This is a genomic window from Terriglobales bacterium, assembly GCA_035561515.1.
In the GTDB taxonomy this organism is placed as follows: Bacteria; Acidobacteriota; Terriglobia; order Terriglobales; family Acidobacteriaceae; genus DATMXP01.
Genome location: DATMXP010000035.1, coordinates 22955 through 47422, shown reverse-complemented (window position 1 = coordinate 47422; position 24468 = coordinate 22955). Strand labels below are relative to the sequence as shown.

At 55.8% G+C, this 24468-nt stretch carries 20 protein-coding genes; 8 read left to right on the top strand and 12 right to left on the bottom strand.

Annotated features, from left to right (window positions below; all coding sequences use genetic code 11):
- Window positions 1–13: 13 nt before the first annotated feature.
- Genes VN577_15555 through VN577_15545 form a run of 3 tightly spaced genes read left to right on the top strand, consistent with a single transcriptional unit; the run spans window position 14 to window position 2674 of the window.
- Window positions 14–457: a hypothetical protein gene (locus tag VN577_15555; protein HWR16244.1), complete on the top strand. Its 444-nt coding sequence runs from the start codon at window positions 14–16 to the stop codon at window positions 455–457.
- A complete protein-coding gene (locus tag VN577_15550; protein ID HWR16243.1) occupies window positions 457–1338 on the top strand; it encodes a hypothetical protein in 882 nt (293 codons plus the stop codon). The genes VN577_15555 and VN577_15550 overlap by 1 nt, the downstream gene beginning before the upstream one ends.
- Window positions 1339–1348: 10 nt before the next feature.
- Complete coding sequence (locus VN577_15545; GenBank protein HWR16242.1) at window positions 1349–2674, top strand: nicotinate phosphoribosyltransferase; 1326 nt, start codon at window positions 1349–1351, stop codon at window positions 2672–2674.
- Between the two features lie 9 nt (window positions 2675–2683).
- Here the strand turns inward: VN577_15545 and VN577_15540 are convergent, their stop codons facing one another.
- The gene (locus tag VN577_15540; GenBank protein HWR16241.1) at window positions 2684–3319 is read right to left on the bottom strand and encodes an rRNA adenine N-6-methyltransferase family protein; all 636 of its coding nucleotides are present in this window, start codon (window positions 3317–3319) and stop codon (window positions 2684–2686) included.
- A 313-nt stretch (window positions 3320–3632) separates the two neighbouring features.
- Window positions 3633–4640 carry a hypothetical protein gene (locus VN577_15535; GenBank protein ID HWR16240.1) on the bottom strand — a complete coding sequence of 336 codons (1008 nt, stop codon included), beginning with the start codon at window positions 4638–4640 and terminating at the stop codon, window positions 3633–3635.
- Between the two features lie 350 nt (window positions 4641–4990).
- On the opposite strand from VN577_15535, the gene rpsO reads away from it, so the two are divergent.
- The 3 genes from rpsO (at window position 4991) to VN577_15520 (ending at window position 9996) form a co-directional block, all read left to right on the top strand.
- On the top strand, window positions 4991–5257 hold the full coding sequence (gene rpsO / locus VN577_15530; GenBank protein HWR16239.1) for a 30S ribosomal protein S15: 267 nt from the start codon (window positions 4991–4993) through the stop codon (window positions 5255–5257).
- A 176-nt stretch (window positions 5258–5433) separates the two neighbouring features.
- A complete protein-coding gene (pnp, locus tag VN577_15525) occupies window positions 5434–7794 on the top strand; it encodes a polyribonucleotide nucleotidyltransferase (GenBank protein HWR16238.1) in 2361 nt (786 codons plus the stop codon).
- A gap of 129 nt (window positions 7795–7923) precedes the next feature.
- The gene (locus VN577_15520; GenBank protein HWR16237.1) at window positions 7924–9996 is read left to right on the top strand and encodes a M3 family metallopeptidase; all 2073 of its coding nucleotides are present in this window, start codon (window positions 7924–7926) and stop codon (window positions 9994–9996) included.
- Between the two features lie 49 nt (window positions 9997–10045).
- Here VN577_15520 and VN577_15515 read toward each other — a convergent pair whose 3' ends face one another.
- Window positions 10046–12145, bottom strand: coding sequence for a M13 family metallopeptidase (locus tag VN577_15515; protein HWR16236.1), 2100 nt, complete (start codon window positions 12143–12145; stop codon window positions 10046–10048).
- Window positions 12146–12284: 139 nt separating this feature from the next.
- Window positions 12285–13589, bottom strand: coding sequence for a UDP-N-acetylglucosamine 1-carboxyvinyltransferase (gene murA, locus VN577_15510; protein ID HWR16235.1), 1305 nt, complete (start codon window positions 13587–13589; stop codon window positions 12285–12287).
- 170 nt (window positions 13590–13759) lie between these two features.
- Here murA and VN577_15505 point away from each other — a divergent pair, with 170 nt between their 5' ends.
- Window positions 13760–14767: a M28 family peptidase gene (locus tag VN577_15505; protein HWR16234.1), complete on the top strand. Its 1008-nt coding sequence runs from the start codon at window positions 13760–13762 to the stop codon at window positions 14765–14767.
- Between the two features lie 6 nt (window positions 14768–14773).
- Here VN577_15505 and VN577_15500 read toward each other — a convergent pair whose 3' ends face one another.
- The 4 genes from VN577_15500 to VN577_15485 all read right to left on the bottom strand — a co-directional run bounded on the left by VN577_15500 (window position 14774) and on the right by VN577_15485 (window position 18261).
- Window positions 14774–15145 carry a hypothetical protein gene (locus VN577_15500; GenBank protein HWR16233.1) on the bottom strand — a complete coding sequence of 124 codons (372 nt, stop codon included), beginning with the start codon at window positions 15143–15145 and terminating at the stop codon, window positions 14774–14776.
- Window positions 15146–15223: 78 nt separating this feature from the next.
- Window positions 15224–16081: a hydrogen peroxide-dependent heme synthase gene (hemQ, locus tag VN577_15495; GenBank protein ID HWR16232.1), complete on the bottom strand. Its 858-nt coding sequence runs from the start codon at window positions 16079–16081 to the stop codon at window positions 15224–15226.
- Window positions 16082–16143: 62 nt separating this feature from the next.
- The gene (locus tag VN577_15490) at window positions 16144–17730 is read right to left on the bottom strand and encodes a serine hydrolase (protein HWR16231.1); all 1587 of its coding nucleotides are present in this window, start codon (window positions 17728–17730) and stop codon (window positions 16144–16146) included.
- A 72-nt stretch (window positions 17731–17802) separates the two neighbouring features.
- The gene (locus tag VN577_15485) at window positions 17803–18261 is read right to left on the bottom strand and encodes a hypothetical protein (GenBank protein HWR16230.1); all 459 of its coding nucleotides are present in this window, start codon (window positions 18259–18261) and stop codon (window positions 17803–17805) included.
- A gap of 303 nt (window positions 18262–18564) precedes the next feature.
- Between VN577_15485 and VN577_15480 the strand changes: the two genes are divergently transcribed.
- Window positions 18565–20085, top strand: a complete 1521-nt coding sequence (locus VN577_15480) for a PAS domain S-box protein (protein ID HWR16229.1) — start codon at window positions 18565–18567, stop codon at window positions 20083–20085.
- A 10-nt stretch (window positions 20086–20095) separates the two neighbouring features.
- On the opposite strand, the gene VN577_15475 is transcribed toward VN577_15480, so the two are convergent.
- The 4 genes from VN577_15475 to VN577_15460 form a co-directional block, all read right to left on the bottom strand.
- Complete coding sequence (locus VN577_15475) at window positions 20096–20680, bottom strand: SPOR domain-containing protein (protein ID HWR16228.1); 585 nt, start codon at window positions 20678–20680, stop codon at window positions 20096–20098.
- Window positions 20677–21459, bottom strand: coding sequence for a slipin family protein (locus VN577_15470; GenBank protein HWR16227.1), 783 nt, complete (start codon window positions 21457–21459; stop codon window positions 20677–20679). The genes VN577_15475 and VN577_15470 overlap by 4 nt, the downstream gene beginning before the upstream one ends.
- 92 nt (window positions 21460–21551) lie before the next feature.
- Complete coding sequence (locus VN577_15465; GenBank protein ID HWR16226.1) at window positions 21552–22844, bottom strand: nodulation protein NfeD; 1293 nt, start codon at window positions 22842–22844, stop codon at window positions 21552–21554.
- 4 nt (window positions 22845–22848) lie between these two features.
- Window positions 22849–24438, bottom strand: coding sequence for a tetratricopeptide repeat protein (locus VN577_15460; GenBank protein ID HWR16225.1), 1590 nt, complete (start codon window positions 24436–24438; stop codon window positions 22849–22851).
- Window positions 24439–24468: the final 30 nt, after the last annotated feature.

The following is a 24468-nucleotide window of genomic DNA, read 5'->3' as shown; positions in this document are numbered from 1 at the left end:
GCTGGGGTGCATTATGCCCGTCCTCTTCTTGACAGTTTCGGCCATTATTTTCTTCCTGCTGGTGTTGTGTGCGCTGGGTGTTGCGCAGATTGCGGAACGCAAAGAAGAGCGGCGCATGCATTTCCTTCACATTCCCGGAAAGCCCTTCACCGTTCTGTCGGTAGCGCAAGCCTTCGAAGAAGAGTCCGCGATCTTATGGGAGACACAGGCACCCGCCCTTCAACAAATTGCGATTGGAGGCAGTAAGGGTGTGAGTGTTGCGAAGATGCGCCGGTTCTTTGCCGGGACATCGAGGCAGTATCCGGAACTCTACGACGGAGTACGCTTCGAGCAGTGGATCCGCTTCCTGGAGCAATCGGAACTGATCGTCTTCACACTTGAAGATCGGGTCGCAATTACGCCTCATGGGCTACAATTTCTGAGATATCGGATTATTCCTCGTCCTATCGCCGCTTAATGACGGCCGCATACGCCAACCTTCTTCGTCATGAACTGCAAGAGAGAAACCTCACTTTCAGCCGGAAGTATGGCCTGCCTTCACAACTAAGCTACGGTTCGGCGCCCGTGGTCGTGTACGAAGAATCGGGCGAAGTACACGGTAATTTTGCCCAAGCCAGCTACGGACAGATTCGTGCGAACCCGCAGTGGGCCAGGCGTCTTCGCAAGGTACATACGAGCGCGAAAAGCAGCCTGCCGCGGGCGGATCGAAGATGGTGCGAGCTGGATTCGTGTAACAGTTCCGACGCGCTATTGATGAACGTGTTCTGTTATCCCGGCGTGTGTGAGTCGTCAGCAGTGTTGTCGATGCTCGGCGTTGAGGAGGCGGCGTCGCCGGAGTTTGGGTTCAAAGCTCGTGTACCGCTTACAGGCGAACGCTTCGACAGGACCGAAGTGGATTTGAGATTGCCGGGTTTGCTGGTCGAAGCGAAATTGACCGAAGCGGACTTCCAATCGAAAGCAAAGGATGTGGTGGAGCAGTATCGCGATTTCCGCGACGTGTTCATCCGTAGAGACCTGCCGCAGGACAGCAAAAAATATGAAGGGTACCAGTTGATCCGCAACGTGCTGGCTGCGCATGCGCTGCAGACGTCTTTCTGCGTTCTATGCGATGCGAGACGCCCGGATTTGATCGAGCAGTGGTACGCGGTGATGCGGTGCGTGAGAAGCGCCGACTTACGGCTACGATGCAAGGTGCTCACCTGGCAGGAACTGTCGGAGGTTGTACCTGACGAGCTGCGCGAGTTTCTGGACGAGAAGTACGGGATTCGACCGGGGCCGATAGAGCCATACGTGTTTGAGTGTCAACGAGAGTTGCATCCAATTGAGAGTGAACGATAGAACGTCTTCGATGCTGCTGACCGACTTGTATGAGCTCACGATGGCGGCAGCCTTCTACGAGAACAACTTCAACCCAACAGCGACTTTCGAGCTGTTCGTCAGAAAGCTGCCAAAGAACCGCGGATATCTGGTTGCGGCAGGACTGGAGCAAGCACTCCAGTGGGTTGAGTCAGTCTGTTGTGGGGCGATCGACGTTGAGTTTCTGCGGAAGCATCCTGCCTTTGAGCATGTCTCTGACGAGTTCTTCAGTTTTCTGAGAGAGCTACGATTCACGGGCGATGTGTGGGCCGTGCCGGAAGGCACGGTGATCTTTGGACAGGAACCGCTCTTGCGCGTGACGGCGCCGCTGATCGAAGCGCAGATACTGGAAACCTATCTGCTAGCGACGATTACGTATCAGACGACGGTCGCAACCAAGGCGTCGAGAGTGGTGCAAGCGGCGGAAGGGAAAGACGTGATTGAGTTCGGCACACGTCGGGCGCATGGTCCGGAGGCTGGAGTGCTGGCAGCCAGGGCGAGCTATATCGCCGGATGTATCGGAACATCGAATACCGAGGCGGGATATCGGTTTGGAATACCGACTTTCGGAACGATTGCACATTCGTATGTTATGGCGCTCGAAGACGAGGAGAAAGCATTCAAGCAATACACGAGCCTTTTTCCGCAAGCATCTATATTGCTGGTGGATACTTACGATACGCTGAAGGCGATCGACAAGATTATCGAAGCGGGACTCAGGCCCTCAGGAGTGCGCATCGACAGCGGCGACCTTGCGCTATTGTCCAAACAAGTACGAGCCAAACTGGACGCCGCGGGGTTGAAGCAAACGAAGATACTGGCGAGCGGCGATCTGGATGAGTTCAAGATCTTTGAGTTGAACCAGCGTGGTGCGCTGATTGACGGATATGGCGTAGGAACGGCGATGGTGGTTTCGAATGACGCGCCAGCCCTTGGCGGGATCTACAAACTGGTTGAGACGGAACTGGACGGGACAAAGAATTATCACGCAAAGTTCAGCGATCAGAAGATGACGTATCCCGGGGCGAAGCAAGTATGGCGGTTCCGAGATGAGGCCGGGAAGTTCACTCGCGACGTGATCGCTTGCGCGGAAGAGCGAGTGGAAGACGGGGAGCCGTTGCTGCGGCAGGTGATGAATGCAGGCAAGCGCACATCCGTTGCCGCGGAGGCGCTCAGCGATATCCGTGACCGAGCGAGAACGCAGCTCAAGCAGGTTCCAGAAGACGTGCGCCGATTTGAGGCTCCGGCGGAATATCCGGTGGAGTTCAGTCGTACCCTACGCAACTTACTCGAGCAGGTGCGGCAGCGCCTGGCGTGAGCTGTTCCGCTATTTCCAACAGCGGAAGACTCTGGCAGGCAGGATGTTCAGGGGCTCAAATTCCTCTTCTACGCGGGAGAAGACGCGCTGCAGGTCGGGAAGCACGGCGCGCGTGTACTGATACACGACAAAGCTGCCGCTGGGTGTGAGTGCGTCGCGTGTAGCGGTCAATATTCGTTGTCGCACGTCCGCAGGAAGAACGGTATACGGAATGCCGGAGAGGATCAGATCGGCTTGCGTGAGCCGGTTAAAGTGCATCCATTTCTGAACTTCAACGGCTGAACCGTGCGCGATGTGCAAACGATGGTCTGAGATATCTGCGCGCAGAAGCTCAGCAAACTCCTCGTTCAACTCAATGGTCAGCAGTTTGGCTTGAGGCGCCATCCGATCGAGGATGGGGCGCGTGAAGGTTCCGACGCCGGGGCCGTATTCGACAACTATGTTGGTCTGGTTCCAATCGATGCGGTCCAGCACCCGAGCGATCAGATAGCGCGAACTGGGAATGACTGACCCCAACATGAGCGGATGCCGCAAGAAGTTCTTCAGAAACAGGCCGGCTTGCTCGATGGGTGTTTTGTGGCCCCGTTGGCGAGACTTCAACTTATGAAGATTCCGGGTCCGAAGTCCCGCGGTAGAACCAGCCATTCTTGGTGCTCCTTTGAAATCTAAGGGTGTATTTCTCAGGTGTTGGAGGCAATTGTGTGGTGGAACGTTGCAATCGCCGAGCGGTCCAGAGACGCGTGCCTCGACGAGACGCCTGACAATATAACAGCACGGACGTGAGGTGCTGAAATGTGGAGAAAAACGCCCTGGCACGAAGCCAGGGCAGTCGCTGGTGATAGCAGGTCGCTACGTGGCGACGGCTGCTTGCATTCGTATTCTTAAATGACACTCAGCGAGACGCTGTGGTGAGTATCACGAATGATGGTGATGCGAACCAATCCAGTACAGCCTCGCTTCAATGGGTGATTGCCTTGCGCTCTTCGGGCGTCATATCGCGCCAGAGCATGTTGAGATTCCGGGTGAGCCACTGATTGTTGGGTTCAGACAACTGAGCTTTGGCAAACCACTTGTATGCCGCACGCCGATCGAGCGTTACGCAGTTTCCACTTGCATACATGGCACCGAGGCGAGACATGGCGGGCGCGTTATCTTGTTCGGCGGCAGCCCGAAGATAGATGAGTGCCTGATTGCAGTCACGGCGAACACCACGTCCATATAAGTACCGCTCGCCTGATATCAGCATCCGATTCGTATTGGGATCGGGCGCAGGTTCAGCCTTTACCGGCTTCACAGAGGAACGAGGTTTCTTCCTCGCTTCAGCTTCAGGTTCTTTTACATCTGTTTCCGTGGCCTGCGGCGTTTGTGCCGCGCGGGATGGAGTCTCCTTGCCAGGTGGTGCAGCGACTGCGGGAGGCGTTTCTCCTGACTTTGCTTCGGGAGTGGGCTGCGCGTTCTGTGCTGGCGTGACGGGATTCTTCTGAGATTCCTGAGTCGGAGCGTTTGCAGCGCTGCCAGACTGGGTTGAATCCAAAGCCGAGGGTGGAACCTTAAGGGTTTCGTCTCCAACCAGTGACTGATCCGAGTTTGTAGTTGGGTTCGACGGCGTTGCCGGATTCGCTTCGGCATTGGCCTGAGTTACAGGAGGCCCTGGCGGGCTGGCCTTGGGCACCTGGTCCTGAGCCGCTGATGGACCTGAATAACCGCTGCCGAGCCACGGAATCGGATTTTTGCCAGTTTTGATCGCTTGCCATTCGAAGTAGCCAAATACGGCCAGAATGGAGAGGGCAACGAATCCAAAAACGTACCAGCCAGCTCGACCTCGTGATTCGTTTTCAAAGTCGTCATCCAAGAGGTAAGAACTTGCGGAAGAGGAATCGTCGTCGCCGCCCAGGCCGAGCAAAGAGGGTCCGGAGATGGGCGTGTAGTGCTCGGGTTCGGGTTCACGAACGACCACACGTTCCACGGTGGGCTCGTGAACTATGACTGCTTGCGGGGGCGTGGTTGGTTCCGCGAGGTGGCTTGACTCGCGGACGGGTACGGCGGGCCTCTCGCTCACGAGACGGGCGCCGCAGTTTCCGCAGAATCTGTTGAAGTCAGGGTTCCTGGTGTCACACTGAGTACAAAGCATAGCGATAATCTAGATATTGGATGCGCAGGAGCACGGGTCGGGTAAGCTGGGAATTGAAGTGGGCAACCTATATCGGAGGGGCCGTAAGCCTTGAAGTTACAGAGCTTTACCAAATCTGAGGCGGCGTGTTAGTCTCAATAACGTACCAAGACGATTGGAAAATTAGCAGGAGTGCATCTAGTTCAGTGTTAGCCAGAGAGCAAAAGAAGACAATTATTGACAGCTATCGCACGCACGCGACTGATACCGGAAGCCCGGAAGTGCAGATCGCGATCTTGAGCGAGCGTATTGGACAGTTGACCGACCACTTCAAGACGCATAAGAAGGACCACGCCTCCCGGCGCGGCCTGTTGATGCTGGTGAGCAAGCGGCGTCGCCTGCTCGACTACCTGAAGAAATATGATTCTGAGCGTTACAAGCAAGTCATTGGAAAGCTGGGAATCCGCAAGTAGTCGGAGTCGGTAGTCAGCGAGTCTGTCTATCCATTTCGTTGTCAAAGAACTGAGAATCTCCACCCGGCGCCGTTGTGGGCTTCTGGGTGGGGGCAACCTCGCACATCTATACGCCAGCGCTCTCTGGTGCATCCCGCCTCAACTGGAACTATGCACGTCCGAGCGGAAGGAAACAAATGAAGCAAGAAGTCACCGTTGAACTCTCCGGTGGTAAATCCATCACATTTGAAACAGGAAGAATTGCCAAACAGGCACACGGTTCTGTGTTGGCAAAGAGTGGCGACAACTACGTTTTGGCGACCGCGGTCGCAAACCTGGAAGCGAGGGAAGGAATCGATTTCTTCCCGTTGACTGTTGATTATCGCGAGTACACGTATGCCGGTGGAAGGATCCCCGGTGGATTCATCAAGCGCGAAGGCCGTCCCAGCGAGCGCGAAGTTCTCACCAGCCGTTTGATCGATCGCCCGATCCGTCCGTTGTTCGCGGAAGGATTCAAGAGCGAGACGCAGGTGATCGCAATGGTGCAGTCAGCGGACAGCCAGAACGATCCCGATGTTATTGGCATGAACGCGGCATCGGCCGCACTTCATGTGTCTGACATTCCGTTCCTCGGCCCAATCGGCGCTGTGCGCGTTGGCCGCAAGGACGGGCAATTCATCGTCAACCCGACCTACGACGAGGGGCGCGATGGCGATCTCCGGTTGGTCGTAGCCGGAACGAAAGACGGCATCGTGATGATCGAGGCCGGCGCCACCGAAGTCAGCGAAGAGACAATCGTTGAGGCTATCGAGTTCGCTCACGGCGAGATCAAGAAAATCTGCGCGACGATTGAAGAACTGAGGGAGAAAGCCGGCAAGCCGAAGCGTGAGGTAACCCCGCCGGAGTTTGACCAGGCCTATTACGACCAGTTGAAGGCGAAAGTCGGGACGCAACTGGCGGACGCCCTCAACACAGAGAAGTACACAAAAATCGAAAGCTACACGCGGATCAAGGAATTGAAGACCAAGTTGAAGGAAGAGATCGCTTCCGACGACGAGGTAGCGCTGGCGAAACTGGCGAGCTACTACGAGACGCTGCGCGAGCGTATCTTCCGTGAGCAGGTTACCGAGCAGAAGCGGCGTCCGGACGGGCGCGCGTTCAATCAGATCCGGCCGATCTGGATTGAAGTCGGCGTTCTGCCGCGTGCACACGGTTCGGCAATCTTTACCCGTGGCGAGACCCAGGCGTTGGTCACGACGACGCTTGGAACGGGCGACGACATGCAGCGAGTTGAGCAGTTTGAAGGTGAGGCCAAGAAGCGCTTCATGCTGCACTACAACTTCCCGCCGTTTTCGGTGGGAGAAGTTGCATTCCTGCGCGGACCGGGACGGCGTGAAGTCGGTCACGGTGCTCTGGCGGAGCGGTCGATTATGGCCGTGTTGCCGAACGAAACGGATTGGCCGTATGCGATGCGCGTGGTGAGCGACATTCTTGAGTCGAACGGATCGAGTTCGATGGCGAGCGTTTGCGGCGCGTCGTTGTCACTCTTCGATGCCGGTGTGCCGTTGAAGTCGCACGTAGCCGGTGTGGCGATGGGTCTGGTGAAGGAAGGCGAGAAGTACGCCATCCTGACCGACATCGCGGGCGCGGAAGATCATTACGGCGACATGGACTTCAAGGTGGCCGGCACGCGTGACGGTATCACCGCACTGCAGATGGATATCAAGGTGACCGGTATTACGTCGTCGATCATGCGCGAGGCTCTGGCGCAAGCGAAGGACGGCCGGTTGTTCATCCTGGAGAAGATGAACGAGATGATCCAGGAACCGCGCACGACGCTGTCGGATTACGCGCCACGGTTCTACACGTTGAACATTCCTACGGACAAGATCAAGGATTTGATTGGACCCGGTGGGAAGGTAATTCGTGGAATCATCGACGCGACCGGAGTGAAGATCGATGTGGAAGATTCCGGCAAGGTGAACATCGCGTCGGCTGACCAGGAAGCGGCGAAGAAGGCGTTGCAGATGATCGGCGAGATCACGGCAACGGCGGAAGTCGGGAAGACCTATCTTGGCACGGTGGTTCGTTTGGCGGACTTCGGCGCGTTCGTCGAGATTCTGCCCGGCACCGATGGATTGCTGCACATCAGCGAAGTTGCGGAGCACCGGATCAAGGACGTTCGCGACGAACTGAAAGAAGGCGACCAGATCCTGGTGAAGGTGCTTTCGATGGACGGAAACCGCATCCGGTTGTCGCGGAAGGCGATCCTGAAAGAACAGCGCGCCAAAATGGAAGGCGGCGAGGCAGCTGCCGAGCCGACGACCTTTGAAGGCGGCCACGAGGGCGAGGAAGAGGAAGACGGTCAGTTGGCAGTCGGTCTCGGCGCCGGTTCAGAGGGAGGCGGTCGCCCCGAACGTAGTGATCGTGGTGGAGATCGCGGCGGACGCCGGCATCACGGAGGTGGCGGTCACGGACATGGTCGTGGACCGGGCCGTGGCGGACGCGGTGGCCGTGGCGGTGGCGGTGGTCGTGGCGGAGACCGCGGGAATCGCTAAATTTGAATTAGGTACTCAGGGGCGCGAAGCGATTCGTGCCCCTTTCTTATTTATCAGGTCATCGCGGCAATCGCCGACTCGATGCCGGTGTTGCTAAGCTCGTAGCTGGAACAGATTCTCGGAGAGTGTATGGAACTACATAAGTGGCTTTTTATTCTTGCGCTGGCAGTCGTGCCGCTCAGTGCACTGGCCGCCCAATCCAAAACTGTAGCAAAAAGCAGTTCAGGGGCAGTCATCTCGCAGGCTCCGCTTTGGGCGTCCAAGCCTGATGCCGCGGCATTTGAAAAGATTGAAGACGGGTATCTGGCCGCCGCGCAGGGTTCAGTGCAAAAGTTGGTCAGCGTGAAAGGTCCTCGGACTGTTTCGAATACGTTGGCGGTGTACGACGAGGCGGTGAGAAACCTTAATCTCGCGGCTTACTTTGCTGGACTGATGGAGCATGTGCATCCAGACAAGGCTTTCAGAGAGAAGGCGTCTGAGATGACTCGCAAGGCCAGTGCCGCGTTAACCGCACTGGCACTGAATCAGGAGGTCTACAAGGCGCTGGAAGGGATCGACCTCAAGACAGCGGACGCGACAACGAAACATTACGTCAGCCGCCAGTTGCTGCTGTTCCGGTTGGCAGGTGTGGACCGTGACGACGCGACGCGCCAGAAAATCAAAGACCTCAACGACAAGTCGACGGATCTGCAATCGAAGTTCGCGAAGAATATCGCTGAGGGAACGAAGTTCGTGATGGCTGATCCGGCGGAATTGGAAGGACTGCCGCAGGACTACATCGCGCGTCATAAACCGGATGCCAGCGGAAAGGTGAAGATCACGACCGATTATCCGGACTTCAATCCCGTTCAAAAGTTTGCAAAGAGCGATGCATTACGCAAGAGACTGGCGCAGGCGTACCTGACCCGTGCGTATCCGGAGAACAAGGAAGTTCTGATGGAGATGATCCGGACACGCCACGAGATTGCGAACACGCTTGGCTATCCCACGTGGGCTGACTATTTTGCTGCCGACAAGATGATCAGGACCGGCAAGCACATCGATGAGTTCATAAAACAGGTGCATGAATCGGCTGAGCCGATAGCAAGTCGCGAGTTCGAAATGCTGCTGTCCGAGAAGCGCAAGACAACGCCGGACTCCAAGAGCATGGAGACGTACGAGAACAGTTATTACTCCGAACTGGTAAGACGTTCGAAGTACGACTTCGATTCCACGCTGGTGCGGCCGTATTTCCCATATAAGCAGGTGAAGGACGGCGTGCTTGGTATCGCGCAGAAGCTGTTCCAGTTGCAGTTCAAGAAAGAAGCGGACGTGCAGTCGTGGGATCCGCTAGTCGAGACCTACGGCGTTTATGACAAGGGCAAGAAGATAGGCCGGTTTTATCTCGATATGCACCCGCGCGCGGGGAAATTTACGCATGCTGAGATGGTGCCCGTACGCGATGGAATCAAGGGGAAGCAGTTGTCGGAAGCGGCATTAGTATGCAACTTTCCGGTACCGACTGCGGATGATCCGGGGCTCATGGAATTCGGCGACGTGGAAACGTTCTTCCACGAGTTTGGACACCTCATGCACTGGATCCTTGCAGGACAGCAGCCGTGGGCCGGCGTTTCAGGGCTGACGATGGAGGCCGATTTTGTGGAGGCTCCGTCGATGATGCTCGAGAACTGGATGCACAGCGATGCTGTGTTGTCGTCGTTTGCTCGTCACTACAAGACCGGCCAGCCGATTCCGTCAGAGTTGGTCAAGAAACTGAATAAAGCGCAGGCGTTCGGACGCGCGCTCTGGGTGAGCTCGCAGGACAGCTACACGGCGATTTCGTACGACATGTACAGCCAGAAGCCTGAGAGTGTGGATCCGGACAAGATCACGACCGGCGACACCGAGAAGTACACGCCATTTGAGCCCATGCCCGATACACACATGTACGCTTCGTTTGGTCACCTGGCAGGGTATTCGTCAGCGTATTACACGTACCTGTGGGACCTGGTAATCGCCCAGGATTTCTTCGAGCGGTTCAATCAGAAGAATCCGATGCTGGGTGAAGCACCGGCTCGTTACCGTAAGTTGGTGCTTGAACCTGGCGGATCAGAGTCTGCGAATGAGCTTGTGCGAGACTTCCTGGGACGTCCGCAAAATACAAAGGCTTTCCAGAAATGGATGAACCAAGCGTACGTGGACGAGCAGCATTCAGGGAAGTAAGCAGAGTGTAAAGTGAGCGGGCCGGTCGAGGAGACCGGCCCTTTGTTATTTACCAGATACGGCAGGCCTTTTCCGCGACCATCTTCTGGCCGGGCTTACATCCGAAAGCATTCCAGAATTCCGGGAAATGCTTTTCGACGTAATTAACCCGGTATTCCGAAAGAGAGTGCGGGTCGGTGGTGATCACCAGACGCGAGAAGTCGGGGCGCTGGTTTTCGCACCACGAGAACGCATGTCCCATAAAGAACTTCTGGCGAGGCGTGTAGCCATCCGAATCCTTCTCGTCGAGTGACTTGCCGCGTTTCTTGTAGGTGTTCTCAAGCGCGGCGAGCGCGATGCGAAGGCCTGCATGGTCGGCGGAATCTTCACCAAGAGTAAGGGCACCGTTCGTCTTCACACCGAGTTCCGGAACGTCGTGCGTGTAGGCCTCAGAGATACAGGCGGCACGCTCGTCATAGCCTTTAGCATCGGCGGGTGTCCACCAGTCACGGAGATTGCCTTTGGCGTCGAACTTCCGGCCCTGGTCATCGAAGCCGTGCGTGATTTCGTGTCCGATGACGAGACCGATGGCGCCGTAATTTTCGGGATCGCCCTTTTCGGGATCGAAGAAGGGAGGCTGAAGGATGCCGGCGGGGAAGTTGATTGTGTTCTGCTGGGGCTCGAAGTAGGCATTGATCGTGGGCGGAGTCATGGAGAACTCCTCGCGATCCACCGGCTTACCGATTTTGTTGAGTTGCCGCGTCATTTCGAAGGAGGTCGCCTGATGCACGTTGGCAACAAGGTTGTCCGGTACGACTTTGACCGGCGAGTAGTCACGCCACTTGTCGGGGTATCCGATCTTGTCGTAAATGGATTTGAGTTTCGCCTGGGCTTCCTTCTTGGTTTGAGGTGACATCCACGCGAGCCCGTCGATGTTCTGGCCGAGCGCTTCTTCGATGGCCTGAACCATTTCTTTCATCCGGCGCTTGCTTTCGGGTGGGAAAGCGACATCAACATAGGCTTGGCCGAGGGCCTCGCCGAGGTCGCGGTCCACCATACCGACGCAGCGACGCCAGCGCGGCTGATTTTCCTCAAGGCCGTAGAAAGTCTTGCCATATAAGTCGAAGTGCTCATCGACGAAAGGCTTGGAAAGATAGTTCGAGGCCTTGTTCAGCGTCCACCACCGAAGATAGGTCTTCCAGTTATCGAGCGACTCGTTCTTGAAGAGAGGTTCGATTCCGCGGAAGAAGTCGGGCGACGAAACCAGGTAATGTTTGGGGGAGGGGGATCCGACCGCTTTCAGGTAAGCCGCCCAGTCGAATGACGGTGCCAGAGCTTTGACCTGCGCCAGCGTCATTACGTTATTGAGATTGGCGGGATCGCGCCGTTTGACGATGTCCATGGCGACCTTTGCCATCGCGGTTTCCATGCGGAGCACGGTAGCGGCATCGGATTTTGCCTGCTCGGGCTTTATGCCAGAGAGTTCGAACATCTTCTGAACGTGCGCGAGATACTTGTTCCGGAGCGTGACCATCTTCGCGTCATCGGAGAGGTAATACTCACGTCCGGGCATTCCCATGCCGCCCTGATCGAACCCACCCACGACGAGGCTGGCGTCGTTGTAATCCACGTTGGGACCGTAGCCGAAAATGGCGGTTGATGTCTGGGTGTTTCCTCCGACCCAAGGAGACGGATAGAGCCGGTGAAACTCGGCGATAATCACCGGGAGCTCTTTCTTGCTTTTCATGGAGGCGATGCGGTCGAGCTCGGGCTGTATTGGTTTAACGCCGCTCTTATCGATGGCGGATTCGTTCATGCACGACGTCCAGTAATCACCGATCTTCTGATGGACGGCATCAGGGTTGGTTGTCGCGGCGGCTTTCTCCAGGGTGTTGCGCAGAATGGTTTCGTTATAGAGCTGAAGGTTCGAAGAGAAACTGGTTCCCCATGACGCCTGATCAGAGGGTATAGGGTTCGCCGCCATCCACTTGGAACAGACGAACTTATAGAAATCGTCGCAGGGCTGGAGGTTGCGGTCCACAAGGTCGAGATCAAAGTGATTGATCTTCGGCAGCGGCCATTCCCCCGGCTTTTGGGGAGCTTTTTGCTCCTGGGCAAAGGCAGAAAGTGCAAACAACAACGAAAGCGGCAACAGCCACTTGTGTCGCATGAGATGCGCTCCTTAATGGTATGGACCCGTGCTAAACGGAATAACTTAGCAGATTGCGGCCGAGCTTACCGTGTCGGTCCCCATCCGAGTGACATGAGATGCCCTGAAACCGGGACTGAATTCGGTCAGTTACTGGAGGTCAGGAATGCGCGACAGGCACTGCTGCGCGTTTTGGGAACATCTCGCCCATGCGTTTGATTTCGGCACCAACGCCACGAAGTTTTTCTTCAATGCGCTCGTAACCTCGATCGATGTGATAGACACGGTCAATGATGGTCTCGCCCTCGGCTACCAACGCCGCCAATACCAGTGAGGCTGAGGCGCGCAGGTCGCTGGCCAAGACGGCGGATCCGGACAGCGGTGACTTTCCACGCACGATCGCACGCCGGCCTTCGATTTTGATGTTCGCTCCCATGCGGACGAGTTCCTGCGCGTGCATGAAGCGGTTCTCGAAAATGTTCTCAGTGATGATGGAGGTCCCTTCCGACTGAGTCATCAGAGCCATGTACTGAGCCTGCATATCGGTAGCGAATCCGGGGTGTTCCTCGGTGGTCACGTCGGCCGACTGGAACGAAGCACCAGTGCCAATCACGCGAACAGAATCGTGGGTTCTCTGTAGTTTGACGCCGGCTTCCTCGAGTTTATTGAGAAGCGCAGAGATGTGGTTGGGGTCACATCCGGCAACGTTGAGATCGCCACCAGTGATGGCTCCGGCGATGATGAAGGTGCCCGCCTCAATTCGGTCCGGTATGATGCGATGCCTGGCACCGCCAAGTCGCGATACACCGCGAATCTTGATGGTCGAGGTGCCGTGCCCCTCGATCCTGGCGCCCATTTTGATCAACAGTTCGGCGAGATCAACCACCTCAGGCTCGCGCGCGCAGTTTTCCATCACCGTTTCACCGTCGGCCAGGGTCGCAGCCATAAGCAGGTCTTCCGTCCCCGTCACGGTGATCTTGTCGAAAAGTATATGTCCGCCGGTGAGTTTGCCGGAAGCTTCCACGTAACCGTGGTCCTGGGTGATGTTCGCGCCGAGCCGCTCGAGCCCCTTGATGTGCAAGTCGATTGGACGCGCGCCAATAGCGCACCCTCCGGGCATAGAAACCCGGGCTTTGCCGAACTTGGCAACAAGAGGGCCAAGGACAAGGGTAGAGGCGCGCATGGTCTTAACAAGTTCGTAGGAAGCTTCCGGGGACTTCACAGTTCCGCAGTTGATGGTGGTGCGGTGCTGGGCACGCCCATATCCAAGTTCAACCTGGGCGCCCATGGCGGCCAGCAGATTTCGTTCGGTAACAATGTCGCGGACCTGCGGGATGTTCTCTAAAACGACTGTTTCGTCCGTGAGTAAGGCAGCGGCCATGGCGGGCAGAGCCGCGTTCTTTGCGCCGCTGATGCGGATTGTACCGAGAAGGGGATTGCCACCGCGAATGACGAACTTATCCATGAATACGACGCCCCTGATTCAAAGGACTAAGATTTTTTCATTGTAGAAGCAAACCAGAAGTTTTGGGGGTGAGTAATCGCCTTAGTACATTCCAAGGACCCTGCCCCGTTGTACCTTTGGCTCATCGACAATCGATGCGCGGTGTATAAATCAAGCCACAGGAAATCCAGATGATCAGAAAGCTATTTCGCCCGAAGGTCCTGATAATCGTTGCGGTGATCGTCGGGTTGGCGTACCTGGTGCATTGGGTACGCATCGGAGTTCGAATGCCTGGGAGATCGTATTCCGGACGTTTGGAACCGCTGGACGCGTACCAGGGCCGCATTCGGGACAATCTGAAGACGCATGTCGAGACCTTGGCGGGGACGATCGGCGAACGAAACCTGCAGCACTACGATGCACTAAATCAAGCCGCCGATTACATCCGACAGACCATGGAGTCGCGGGGATATAGCATTTCGGAAGAAACGTACGACATATCCGGCAAGAAGGCTCGCATTCTCTATAGCAGCCTCGAAGGCACATCTACACCGCGGAAGACGTTCATCGTTGGAGCGCACTACGATTCCGCTGTGGGGACTCCGGGCGCGAACGACAATGCCTCCGGCGTCGCAGCCCTGCTGGAGTTGGGTCGGATTCTGAAGAACGAGTCACCGGGTGTGTCGATCATGTTCGTTTTCTTTCCGAACGAGGAGCCCCCTTATTTCCAAAGCGAGCAGATGGGAAGCCTGGTTTTCGCCAGACAACTGCAACGCCGAAATGTTGCCATTGCCGGCATGATGTCGCTCGAAACGATCGGATACTACTCGGACCAGGAGGGAAGCCAAAGATACCCGGCGCCCATCGGATCGATGTATCCGAAGACGGGTAACTTCATTGCCTTTGTCGGCGACACAAAATCGAGAGAGTTGCTACAACACTGTATCGAGGAGTTCCGACTCACAACTCATTTCCCCTCCGAGGGCGCTTCTTTGCCGGGATGGATTGAAGGAGTCGGGTGGTCGGATCATTGGTCATTTTGGCAGATTGGGGTGCCCGCCATCATGGTGACGGACACGGCTGCGTTTCGCGACCCGCACAATCACAAAGCGGACGATACCCCAGACAAACTCGACTACGACAAAATGGCCCGCGTGGTATTGGGACTGAAGAGGGTGATCGTAAAGGTGACCAAGTGAACGAAGCTAATCGCTCTGGGGCGACCAGAGTAATTCCATGCCCATGATCCGACCCGCCAGGTCCAGATCAAGGTTAGCGGCGGCGCGGATGACTGCATCTCCGCTTTGGCCGGGGAAGTCAATGAAGACATGAGGCGGGACGTAGTTAACACCTTCCTGGCGACGTAAGAATGAAATCGCGGCATCGCTTCTGAGAGTCTTGGGTAATTCGAAGGTGCAGTCTGCCAGGTCGCCGCTTTCACTTACAGACACAGCAACTTCCACGGGAATGCGCTGACGCACATCCGCGCCCTCTTGCTCCATGTGTGGCTTGAAGTAGAGGTAGTATTGAAACCCCACCGTGGGGTCAAAGCCCGAGCGTTCAACCTGAATCGACATGAGTATAAGGCCCTGTAAAAGGGGATTCTTTTATCACAACGGAAGGGTGTCAGACTACGAAAAACGAGTAAACGGCGATTACTGGCGTGGTGGAAGTTCTCCATCCAGCATCCGGGACAAATCCTTCGCCGGGCAGCGTACGCCCACAAAGAACGAGCCGAACGCCGCGTAAATGGCACTGACCTCGTCAAAGCGCATCTCGTAGATAAGCTTCTTAAAGACGAGGGGGTCATCCGCGAAAAGATCCACGCCCCACTCCCAGTCGTCGAAGCCGATAGAGCCAGTAATGATCTGGCGGACTTCTCCGGCATACCGTCGGCCGACCATCCCATGTTCGTGCATCTGGCGTTGGCGTTCCTCGATAGGCAGGGTGTACCAGTTCTTCGCCTCACCGCGTTTCCGGTCCATGGGATAAAAGCAGAGATATCTGGCAGGCGGGATTTCTGGGTAGAGGCGCGGCCTCATGGCGTCACGTTGACGGTTGAGGGTCTCCTGTATCTCCTTGGTCCACTCGTCGGTGTTGGGTTCGACCCCACGAGCCAGCAGGGCTTCATAGATCTTCACGCTGGAGTCGTAAAGTCCAAGTTCGACCATCGAGACGTATGAGGTTTGGGATTCGAGGAAGTCCCACAGGCGAAGCTTAGCGAGCCGAAGTTCAACCTGGTTCAGTTCATCGAATGAATTTCGGAAATGCAAGAAGAGGAAATCGCCTTTGTGACCCAGCATTGAATAGACGGCGGACTGCTGCTTTTCGAGTTCCTCAAAAACAGGAGCGGCTTCGGCCGTGATCTGCTGACGTTCGGACGCCGACAACTTGCGCCATTCGGACCACCGGAAGCGCATCATCTGATGGAGGACGCTCGAGCCCTCTATCGTGAGTGGTACCTGCGGAATTTGAGTCCGAGCGATCTCGGCACGAACGTTACTGGCAGTCATCGGTATCCTCGAGAAGTGGTTCCAACTATTGTAATTGGTTCAAGTGCTAGCTGGATCGTCGCTCATTTGGGAACCATGGTTATGCTCACATTCAGTTTCGGCAACGGGACTAGCAACAGATCCTGGAAATCGAAACTGAAGTCTGCCAGGGGCGATACCGGCGCCATCTTCGCGCTCTCGATGCTGCCATCGTGTTTCAGCGCGAACCAGAGATACGCATCCGGGATGGTACGATCGCGCCACTTCACAATGAACGAATCATATTGCCAATGTTCGAGGTCGCCGATCATGCCGGGTGTGTTCTCGAACTTCATTACAAGTCCGTACTCCTGCGGACGAATGGAGATGAGACCGTACCATGCGTCCTTGTAATCGCCTGAATACTGATCCAATGGCAAAGAGGGGCGCGACTTGGCCGCACGTGCCTCGCGAGCTTTCTGCTCGGTTTCTGCCGCCTCTTTTTCCTTGATGTCAGTGGCCTCACGAAACGCTGCGATCCAGTCGGTTTTCGGGAGATTGAGATAGTGATCAAGCAGGTGATAAACGATGCTCTCGAAGGCGCCGCCTTGTTCCTGATTAGTGAGAACGATTATGCCCAGGTTTTCCTCGGGAACGAGCAGGACCTTCGAAACCTGACCGACTAAGCCGCCGGTGTGATAGACGAGTTTGCGTCCGTGATAGTCGCGAAGAAACCAGCCCATGCCGTAATTCATGAAGTTCGGCGTAGCGGCTGCTAAGACCTTCGGCTGCTTGCTGATTGGCACAATGGTGGTGGGCGTCCACATTTCAGCAGAGCGTTTCTCGCTGAACAATTTCTTACCGTCGGCAGTGGTGCCGCGGTTCAGTTGGAGCATCACCCATTTGGAAAGATCGGTGACGCTCGACGCGATAGAACCAGCTGGTCCGGCATTATCCATCCCTTGCCAGCCGACCGGGGTGATTTTGCCGTCGACTTTCGAATGGGCGACAACGTGGTTCGAACTTGTGATTGCCGATTTCGTATCGGTTACGGAGTCGGTCATGCCAAGGGGCTGGAAGATACGATCCTTGATGAACTCATCCCAACTTTTGCCTGCAATCACGGGAATGATCTGCCCGGCAGCGAGAAACATAAGGTTGTTGTAGGCGTACTTGCTGCGCAGGCTGGAAGCTGGTTTCAGGTAACGGGCGTGACGCAGGATCTCGTCGCGGCTAAGCGTTGAGGGCGGGAAGAACATCAGGTCGCCGGCACCGAGCCCAAGGCCACTGCGATGGCTAAGAGTGTCGCGGACGGTCAGTTCGTGGGTGATGTATGGATCGTCGATCGCGAACCATGGCAAATGCAGGGTGACGGGGTCATTCCAGGCGAGCTTGTCTTCGTCTACGAGCATGGCCAGAGCGGCGCTGGTGAAAGCCTTGGTGTTGGACGCGATGCCGAAGAGGGTGTGCTCGTCAACCCGTGCGGGCTTTCCCAGCTCCCGCACACCGTACCCCTTCGCGACCAGTACTTTGCCGTCTTTGACTACGGCTACTGCGACACCCGGCACGGCGAAGGTCTTCATCGTACGATCGACCCAGCTATCGAGGTCCGAAGGAACAGATTGGGCCGATGCCGTTAGGGTCAGGACGAGAATGAGTATTAAGACCAGCCATGAACGGCGATGGTTCAAGAAGCCCTCCTGAAACGGAACTAGTGGTTATACAGTAGAGCCGAACAAAAAGGGAAGTTCAGGGGATAGGAATCAGAATTTCGCCCGCACGCCTACAACGCGGAACGCGGATATGGCCGATTTGAGCACATAGACTGCCTGATTATTGCTTTGTGGGTCGGGAGGCTTCATCAGGAATCCAGAATCGTTCAATAGGCTCAAGCCATTGTGGACGATACCTTCGGTGACCTCGCCATCTTGAAACGTAACGTGGACCCAAAGGCCCTCGATTTGCGGTTCGGGATTAAAGAATTTCGTTTCGGCATAGGAGGGATTGCCGTCGAAGTTCTTGACGAAAAAGATGGCTTTGAGTGAGTCGAGCGAAACGACAACTGCCCGGGCGGCCGTGACAGGATGGATGCTAAGTTGTGTGGGCGCTTTAAAGTCGACAATGGCGGGGTTTCCGACCTGGTCGAGGGCCCAGGGTAACTCTGTGTACCCTTTGACGAGGTGGCCGGTTTTTCGATGCGCCACCACTTTCAGGCGCGCCATGAAGATGCCTCTCCGCAGCTAGAACGTGAGCTCAATGGCTAAGATTTTCCATGTTATGCAGTGGAATGGCAATGTGACGGAATCCTTCCAGTAATCATATGGCGAGGGATCGGTTATTATGTTTCGGCGCAAGGGGTGGGGTGAGAGGTTGGGGGAAGCAACCGTCCGGCAGCTCAGCTGCATCTTCATCCAAAGCGCGTATTTTACTGGCAAGCAAAATATAGGCATCCCTATATTCCTGGAAATACACCTCTTGGCAATTCATGGATATCGTCAATAGAGAGGGTCTCTCGAGTGGGTGAAGTGGCTGGAAAAGCACAAAGTCCAGACGAAATCAGATTCCCTGAATTGAGCGGAGCGGACGAAGTAAGCCTAAGGCTGGCGGCGATCGTGGAGTCTTCCGACGATGCGATCATCAGCAAGGACCTTAACGGCATCGTGAGAAGCTGGAATCGCGCCGCAACTCGTCTGTTCGGTTGGGAACCCGACGAAATGATCGGCCGGTCGATCCTAACCATCATTCCTCCTGAACTGCACCACGAGGAAGCCGAGATTCTCCGTAAGCTGCGGAACGGTGAGCGCATTGAGCACTATGAAACGGTTCGAATCCGGAAAGATGGAACCCGCCGTGATTTCTCGCTGACGATTTCCCCTTTGAAGATGGCCGACGGCAGGATTGTCGGAGCCTCGAAGATTGCCCGAGACATCACCGAGCGGAAGCGGAGCGACGAAATTCGGCTCCGACTGGCGGCCATTGTGGACTCTTCCGAGGACGCCATCATCAGCAAGGACCTTAATGGAATCGTGAGAAGCTGGAATCCGGCAGCCACTCGGATGTTTGGCTGGCAGCCAGAGGAAATCATCGGCAAGTCAATCCTGGCGCTTATTCCCGAATTCCTCCACGACGAAGAAGTGGAGATCCTCCAGCAATTGAGGAACGGAAGGCATATCGAGCACTACGAGACTAAGCGGCTGCACAGGAGCGGTCGGCTGCTGGACGTCTCGTTGACGGTATCGCCGATGAAAGACCTGAACGGCCGGGTCATCGGGGCATCGAAAATTGCCAGAGATATTTCCGATCGGAAAAGGATGCAGCAGGCCCTGATCGATTCCGAAAAACTTGCGGCAACTGGAAGAATGGCGGCGGCAATCGCCCACGAGATCAACAATCCGTTGGAGGCGGTCACGAACCTGGCGTACCTGTTGACAGTGGATGCGACCCTGAATGAAACGGCACAAAGGTACGCCAAGTTACTTCTGCAGGAAATAGGGCGAGCCAGTGCAATCACAAAGCAGACTCTCGGTTTCTATCGCGATACAGGCAAACCCTCAGACGTGCACATGCGCAAGTTGCTGGACGATGTGCTGGAGATCAACCGGCACCGCCTTTGTGAAAAAGACATCGAGATAAGGCGGGAGTACCAGACCGAGGACTTGCTCTTTGGGTATGAATCAGAGCTGCGGCAGGTCTTCGCGAACCTGGTGCTCAATGCCGTGGATGCGATGCGCCCACGGGGAATCTTGCGAATTCGCGTGAGTAAAGATCCGTCACGCAATGGGGCTGCAAGTCGAATTCGTGTTAGCGTCGGCGATAACGGCTCAGGAATGAGCTCTGCATCCCGGTTGAAGCTTTTCGAGCCTTTCTATACCACGAAAGGGAGCAGTGGAAACGGCCTAGGGCTTTGGATCAGCCGAGGCATCGTCGAAAAGCACGGCGGAAAAATAAAAGTGTGGAGCCGAAGTGGCTGTATCGACTCCGGCACAGTCTTTTCTGTTCTGCTACCGCAATTCGACCAAGAACGTCGAGAAAAAGTCGCGGTCTAGCCCGTAACAACTACCTCTTCACGATCGGGTTGTAGCCGTCTCCAGTCAGCTTAGTCTTCATCGCTTCCGCGTCTTTTATGTCCGAAAAAGGTCCAATCTGCACGTGAAAGAGCTTGTCAGTCGGCCCTGATGCAATGAACACCGGGTACGATTTCTTTCTTAGCGCGCTGACCAGTGCGTCGGCATCTTCCTGTTTGGAGACAGCAGCTACCTGGACGGTGTAAGAACCGGCGGGGATCGCAAGCGGCGTCTGGCTGAGTTCCGGAGAAGACGTTTCACCAACTGCGGCCGTGGTTTGTTTCGGGGCGGCGGTTTCGGAGACCGTCTGGCTCTCCCCACAACCGCCCGGGCTGAGACAATCCGGGGAAGTCGCGGGACGGGGAAGTGTACCTGCTGTGGACTTATTGCCGGCGGTGGCGGAAGCCGGCATTGTCACGGATGGGTTTTCTTCCATCGTGAGCGTTGACTTCACAGAGTTTCGCCCCATCGAGAAGCCGAGTCCAAAGAAAATGGCACAGACGATTACGAGTCCGAAAAACAAACCGAGAAGACGTCCGGTCCCGAGTGTGATCTCGGTGTCATTCCCATCTGTCATTCTTGCGCCCCTGGTTTATTGACCTTGCTTTTCAGCACGGATTGAATTCCCTGCAGAATATCGATCGGTATCGGGAATACGATGGTTGTGTTCTTTTCAGCGCCAATCTCGGTCAGCGTCTGCAAATAGCGCAATTGGATGGTCATTGGCTCGGTGGCGAGCTGGTGTGCGGCGTCGGTCAAACGTTGTGCCGCGGAGAATTCGCCTTCCGCATGGATGATCTTGGCACGCTTCTCGCGTTCGGCCTCGGCCTGGCGAGCCATGGCGCGGAGCATAGTTTCCGGTAGGTCAACCTGTTTTACTTCCACCCGGGTGACCTTCACGCCCCACGGGTCAGTATGTTCGTCGAGAATCGTCTGAAGCCTCACGTTGATCTTGTCGCGGTGCGCCAGCAATTCGTCGAGTTCCACTTCGCCAAGCACGGAACGAAGAGTCGTCTGCGCAAACTGTGAGGTCTGGTAAAGGTAATTAGAAACTTCCACCACCGCGCGGTTCGGATCGATCACCCGGAAGAAGATCACCGCATTCACTTTCAGGGTAACGTTGTCACGGGTGATGATGTCCTGCGGAGGAACATCCAGCGCTTCCTGGCGAAGGGAAATGCGGACCATGCGCTGGATCGGTGCAAACACCAGGACTATGCCGGGGCCCTTGGGCATTCCCTGGAGGCGTCCCAGGTTGAAAATAACGCCGCGCTCGTACTCGGCAAGGATCTTGATGCAGCTCAGCAGGTACAGCACGACGATGGCGACGGAAATCGTAACTAGTCCGAAAGGCATGTGGCGCTCCGTTAGTAATGCTGCAATGAGGCGGATTGTAGCTCACGCAGCGTGCTGTGAGTATGAGAACTATCGTTTAGGAATCGTAGAAGTTATCGCTGAGTAGCGGCGGCCGCCACGGGTTCCACCTCAATTTTCAGCCCCGCGACCCGCCTTACCCGTACCTGCTCGCCCGCCTTCACGGAAGAGGAGGAGACTGCATTCCAGGTCTCGCCGTGGACGAAAACCTTGCCTTCCGGTTCCAATGGCGTTTGAGCTGTACCGATCTCTCCTACCAACCCTTCCACTCCGGTCGTGACCTTACCCCTGTAAGCGCGGATTGCGAGTGCCATCAGAAATACCGTAATAAGGCCGAGTGGAACACTCACGGCTAATGCAGTCCAGAGCTGCACGCGCATCTGCGGTATCGGGCCGTCTACCAGAAGCATGGCGCCGATGGTCAGAGAAGCAATTCCAGCGATCGTCAGCGCTCCATGGCTCACGAACTTAGCCTCCAATGCAAAAAACACAAATGCCAATACGATGAGAGCGAATGCCGAGTAACGAACGGGCAGGATATTCAGTGCAAACACTGCGAGCACGATAAAGAAAAATCCCACGACGCCGGGTACGACCGCTCCGGGATTGTTGAACTCGAAGTAGAGCGCCAGAAGCCCGATTGCAAGAACGATGAACGAGATATTGGGATCCATCAGCCAGGTGAGGATCTCCTGCTTCAAGGTCATCTTGAAGTCGTTGACGGCGCCCGTGGTCTTCAGTACAGCTTCAGTGCCATCCCACCGTTTAATCTTTCGCCCATTGAGGTCGGCCAGGAGCTGTCGCTCGTTCGGCGAGACGATCTCGATGAGCTTTTCCTTCAGGGCTTCCTGGTCGGTAAAACTCTTGGACTCCCGAACGGCACTTTCTGCAACTGCGATGTTTCGTCCGCGCTTCGCCACGATGGAGCGCATGAAAGCGGCGGAATCGTTGGTAATCTTCGCCTGCATGACGTCATCGAGTTTCCCGCCGCCGATGGTTACAGGGTGAGCAGCGCCGGTGTTCGTACCTGGGGCCATGGCGGCGATGTCGGCAGCCTGGAGAATGAAGAATCCGGCTGACGCTGCCCGACTGCCACTCGGAGAGACATAGATGATGACAGGGACGGGAGATGCGACGATCTTCTCGACTATGACCCGTGTGGAAGATTCCAGACCACCGGGAGTGCGTAACTCGATGAGCAGAGCGTCAGCATTCGTTTTCTTTGCCTGATCGACCGCACGCCCGACGAACTCGGCGGCAATAGGGTGGATGGTCCCATCAATGGTGATCTTGAGGACATCTCCCCAAGAGAGATGGGAGAGCATCAAAAACACGACGGCAAACACACATCGTAATGCCTGCGGCATAGGGTTAGTTCCTTGCAGCGGCGAGTTTCTCGTCTATGGTGCGTTTGAGCGTAAGTGCTTCCTTGCTCTTCGCATCAAGCGCCAAGGCTCGAGTAACTTGCTCGCTTGCGATGTCGAGCTTATTGTCCTTCAAATTCACCCTGGCGAGCACTAAGAAAGCGGCGGCTGTAGGTTGCAGACGAAGCGCCGCATTGGCCTCGGCGACCGCCTGCTCGGTTTTGCCTTCCGATTCATATATCTGTGCCATGCCGGTGTGCGCTTCGCTACTAGTGGGATCGAGCACAATCGCTTCCTGAAAAGCCTTGCGTGCATCGTCATCGAAGCCTTGGGTCAGGAACTGCTGTCCTCGCTCGACGTGGAACGCAGCATGTTGCTTCGGATCAGTATTTACAAGCCGCGCCTCCGCTGCGCGCTCGATTTCTAAGGCGAGCGAACGGAACGATGTCTCGTCGTAATTGCGTTTAACTCGCTGCAGGGGCAACTTCTGAGCACTGGCCTGCCGGAAGCTGTTAGCCAGGGAAGTACCCGGATTTCCAGTAATAGAATCGAGCAGGCTCTTGGCTTCCGCATCGGATGGACGCAGTCGCAGGGCTTCCTTTAATTCGCGAACGGCGTTGTTATCGTCGAAAATGCGGGCATAAGCGACGCCAATGTTGAAGTGATAATCAGGGTCATTGGGGTCAACCTCAACCGCTTTGCGAAGATATTCCAATTCGCTCCGCTTGCCACGGCGGCCCATAACCACGCCAAGGTTATTGTTGACCTCCGCAAGAGGGAAGCGGCTCTCCAAAAACTTGAACGCATTCTCTGACTTCTCGTAATTTCCGCTGTAAAACTCGGAGAGTCCAAGATAAAAACTGGATTCGCCGGCGAGAGCGTGCGTCCTGGGAATGCGAGAGAACCAGGAGGCGGCTGATTCGTATTCCTTATTGTCAAAGTAGGTTTTGGCCAACTGGAACACCGCGCGGGTAAAGCTTGGATTGACGCGAATAGCTTCGCGAAAGCGCTGGATTCGTTCCTGTCGTCCGTTGGCGATAATGCCCCGGATGTAGTTTTCGAAGGCGTCGAGACGCACCGGAGCAGATTCTTCCAGGAACACGTTTTTGGCCGGCAAGTGCCTCGATCCCAAGGCCTTCAGCAGTTGCCAGCTAACGGAACGCTGGATTTCGACCATGTTCACCAGAGGACCACTCTCCTTCAACTCCGGACCGAGGTACAGCTTCTTCATATCCAGCAACTGGGCGGATGCGGTGAAGGTTTGGCCGTCGTAGTTATAAGCGCCAAGGACGACGAAGTCGGCGTCCATCTGTTCGGAAATTCGATAGAGAGTCTGGCGCGAGAGATGGGTACTGGACGGCACGCCCATGCGGTCGAAAGCGTATTCGCGGTCCTGGCGAGGAACAACGTAGATATCGCGCGAATTCATGCCTTCGCCAATGACTTCCGGGAACGCCTCCGCGATCCATTCCAAGCCGGGGGCTTTCGACTGGTTTTCGAAGGGCAAAATCAGAACGGTTTGTACCGCCGGTTGGCCGGACGCAGCCACGCAATAGAAGAAAAAGAACAGAAGTGGTATGAGCCGCAGGGGTTTCAAGGCAAGTTGATTATAGCGGCTCGGTCCCAT

What these genes read in the sequence shown, in the direction of transcription:
- VN577_15555 (HWR16244.1), top strand. Translation starts at nt 14, where the DNA reads ATGCCCGTCCTCTTCTTGACAGTTTCGGCCATTATTTTCTTCCTGCTG.
- pnp (HWR16238.1), top strand. Translation starts at nt 5,434, where the DNA reads ATGAAGCAAGAAGTCACCGTTGAACTCTCCGGTGGTAAATCCATCACA.
- VN577_15470 (HWR16227.1), bottom strand. Translation starts at nt 21,459, where the DNA reads ATGCCTTTCGGACTAGTTACGATTTCCGTCGCCATCGTCGTGCTGTAC.
- VN577_15520 (HWR16237.1), top strand. Translation starts at nt 7,924, where the DNA reads ATGGAACTACATAAGTGGCTTTTTATTCTTGCGCTGGCAGTCGTGCCG.
- VN577_15550 (HWR16243.1), top strand. Translation starts at nt 457, where the DNA reads ATGACGGCCGCATACGCCAACCTTCTTCGTCATGAACTGCAAGAGAGA.
- murA (HWR16235.1), bottom strand. Translation starts at nt 13,589, where the DNA reads ATGGATAAGTTCGTCATTCGCGGTGGCAATCCCCTTCTCGGTACAATC.
- VN577_15505 (HWR16234.1), top strand. Translation starts at nt 13,760, where the DNA reads ATGATCAGAAAGCTATTTCGCCCGAAGGTCCTGATAATCGTTGCGGTG.
- VN577_15475 (HWR16228.1), bottom strand. Translation starts at nt 20,680, where the DNA reads ATGACAGATGGGAATGACACCGAGATCACACTCGGGACCGGACGTCTT.
- hemQ (HWR16232.1), bottom strand. Translation starts at nt 16,081, where the DNA reads ATGACTGCCAGTAACGTTCGTGCCGAGATCGCTCGGACTCAAATTCCG.
- VN577_15540 (HWR16241.1), bottom strand. Translation starts at nt 3,319, where the DNA reads ATGGCTGGTTCTACCGCGGGACTTCGGACCCGGAATCTTCATAAGTTG.
- VN577_15515 (HWR16236.1), bottom strand. Translation starts at nt 12,145, where the DNA reads ATGCGACACAAGTGGCTGTTGCCGCTTTCGTTGTTGTTTGCACTTTCT.
- VN577_15545 (HWR16242.1), top strand. Translation starts at nt 1,349, where the DNA reads ATGCTGCTGACCGACTTGTATGAGCTCACGATGGCGGCAGCCTTCTAC.
- VN577_15500 (HWR16233.1), bottom strand. Translation starts at nt 15,145, where the DNA reads ATGTCGATTCAGGTTGAACGCTCGGGCTTTGACCCCACGGTGGGGTTT.
- VN577_15465 (HWR16226.1), bottom strand. Translation starts at nt 22,844, where the DNA reads ATGCCGCAGGCATTACGATGTGTGTTTGCCGTCGTGTTTTTGATGCTC.
- VN577_15485 (HWR16230.1), bottom strand. Translation starts at nt 18,261, where the DNA reads ATGGCGCGCCTGAAAGTGGTGGCGCATCGAAAAACCGGCCACCTCGTC.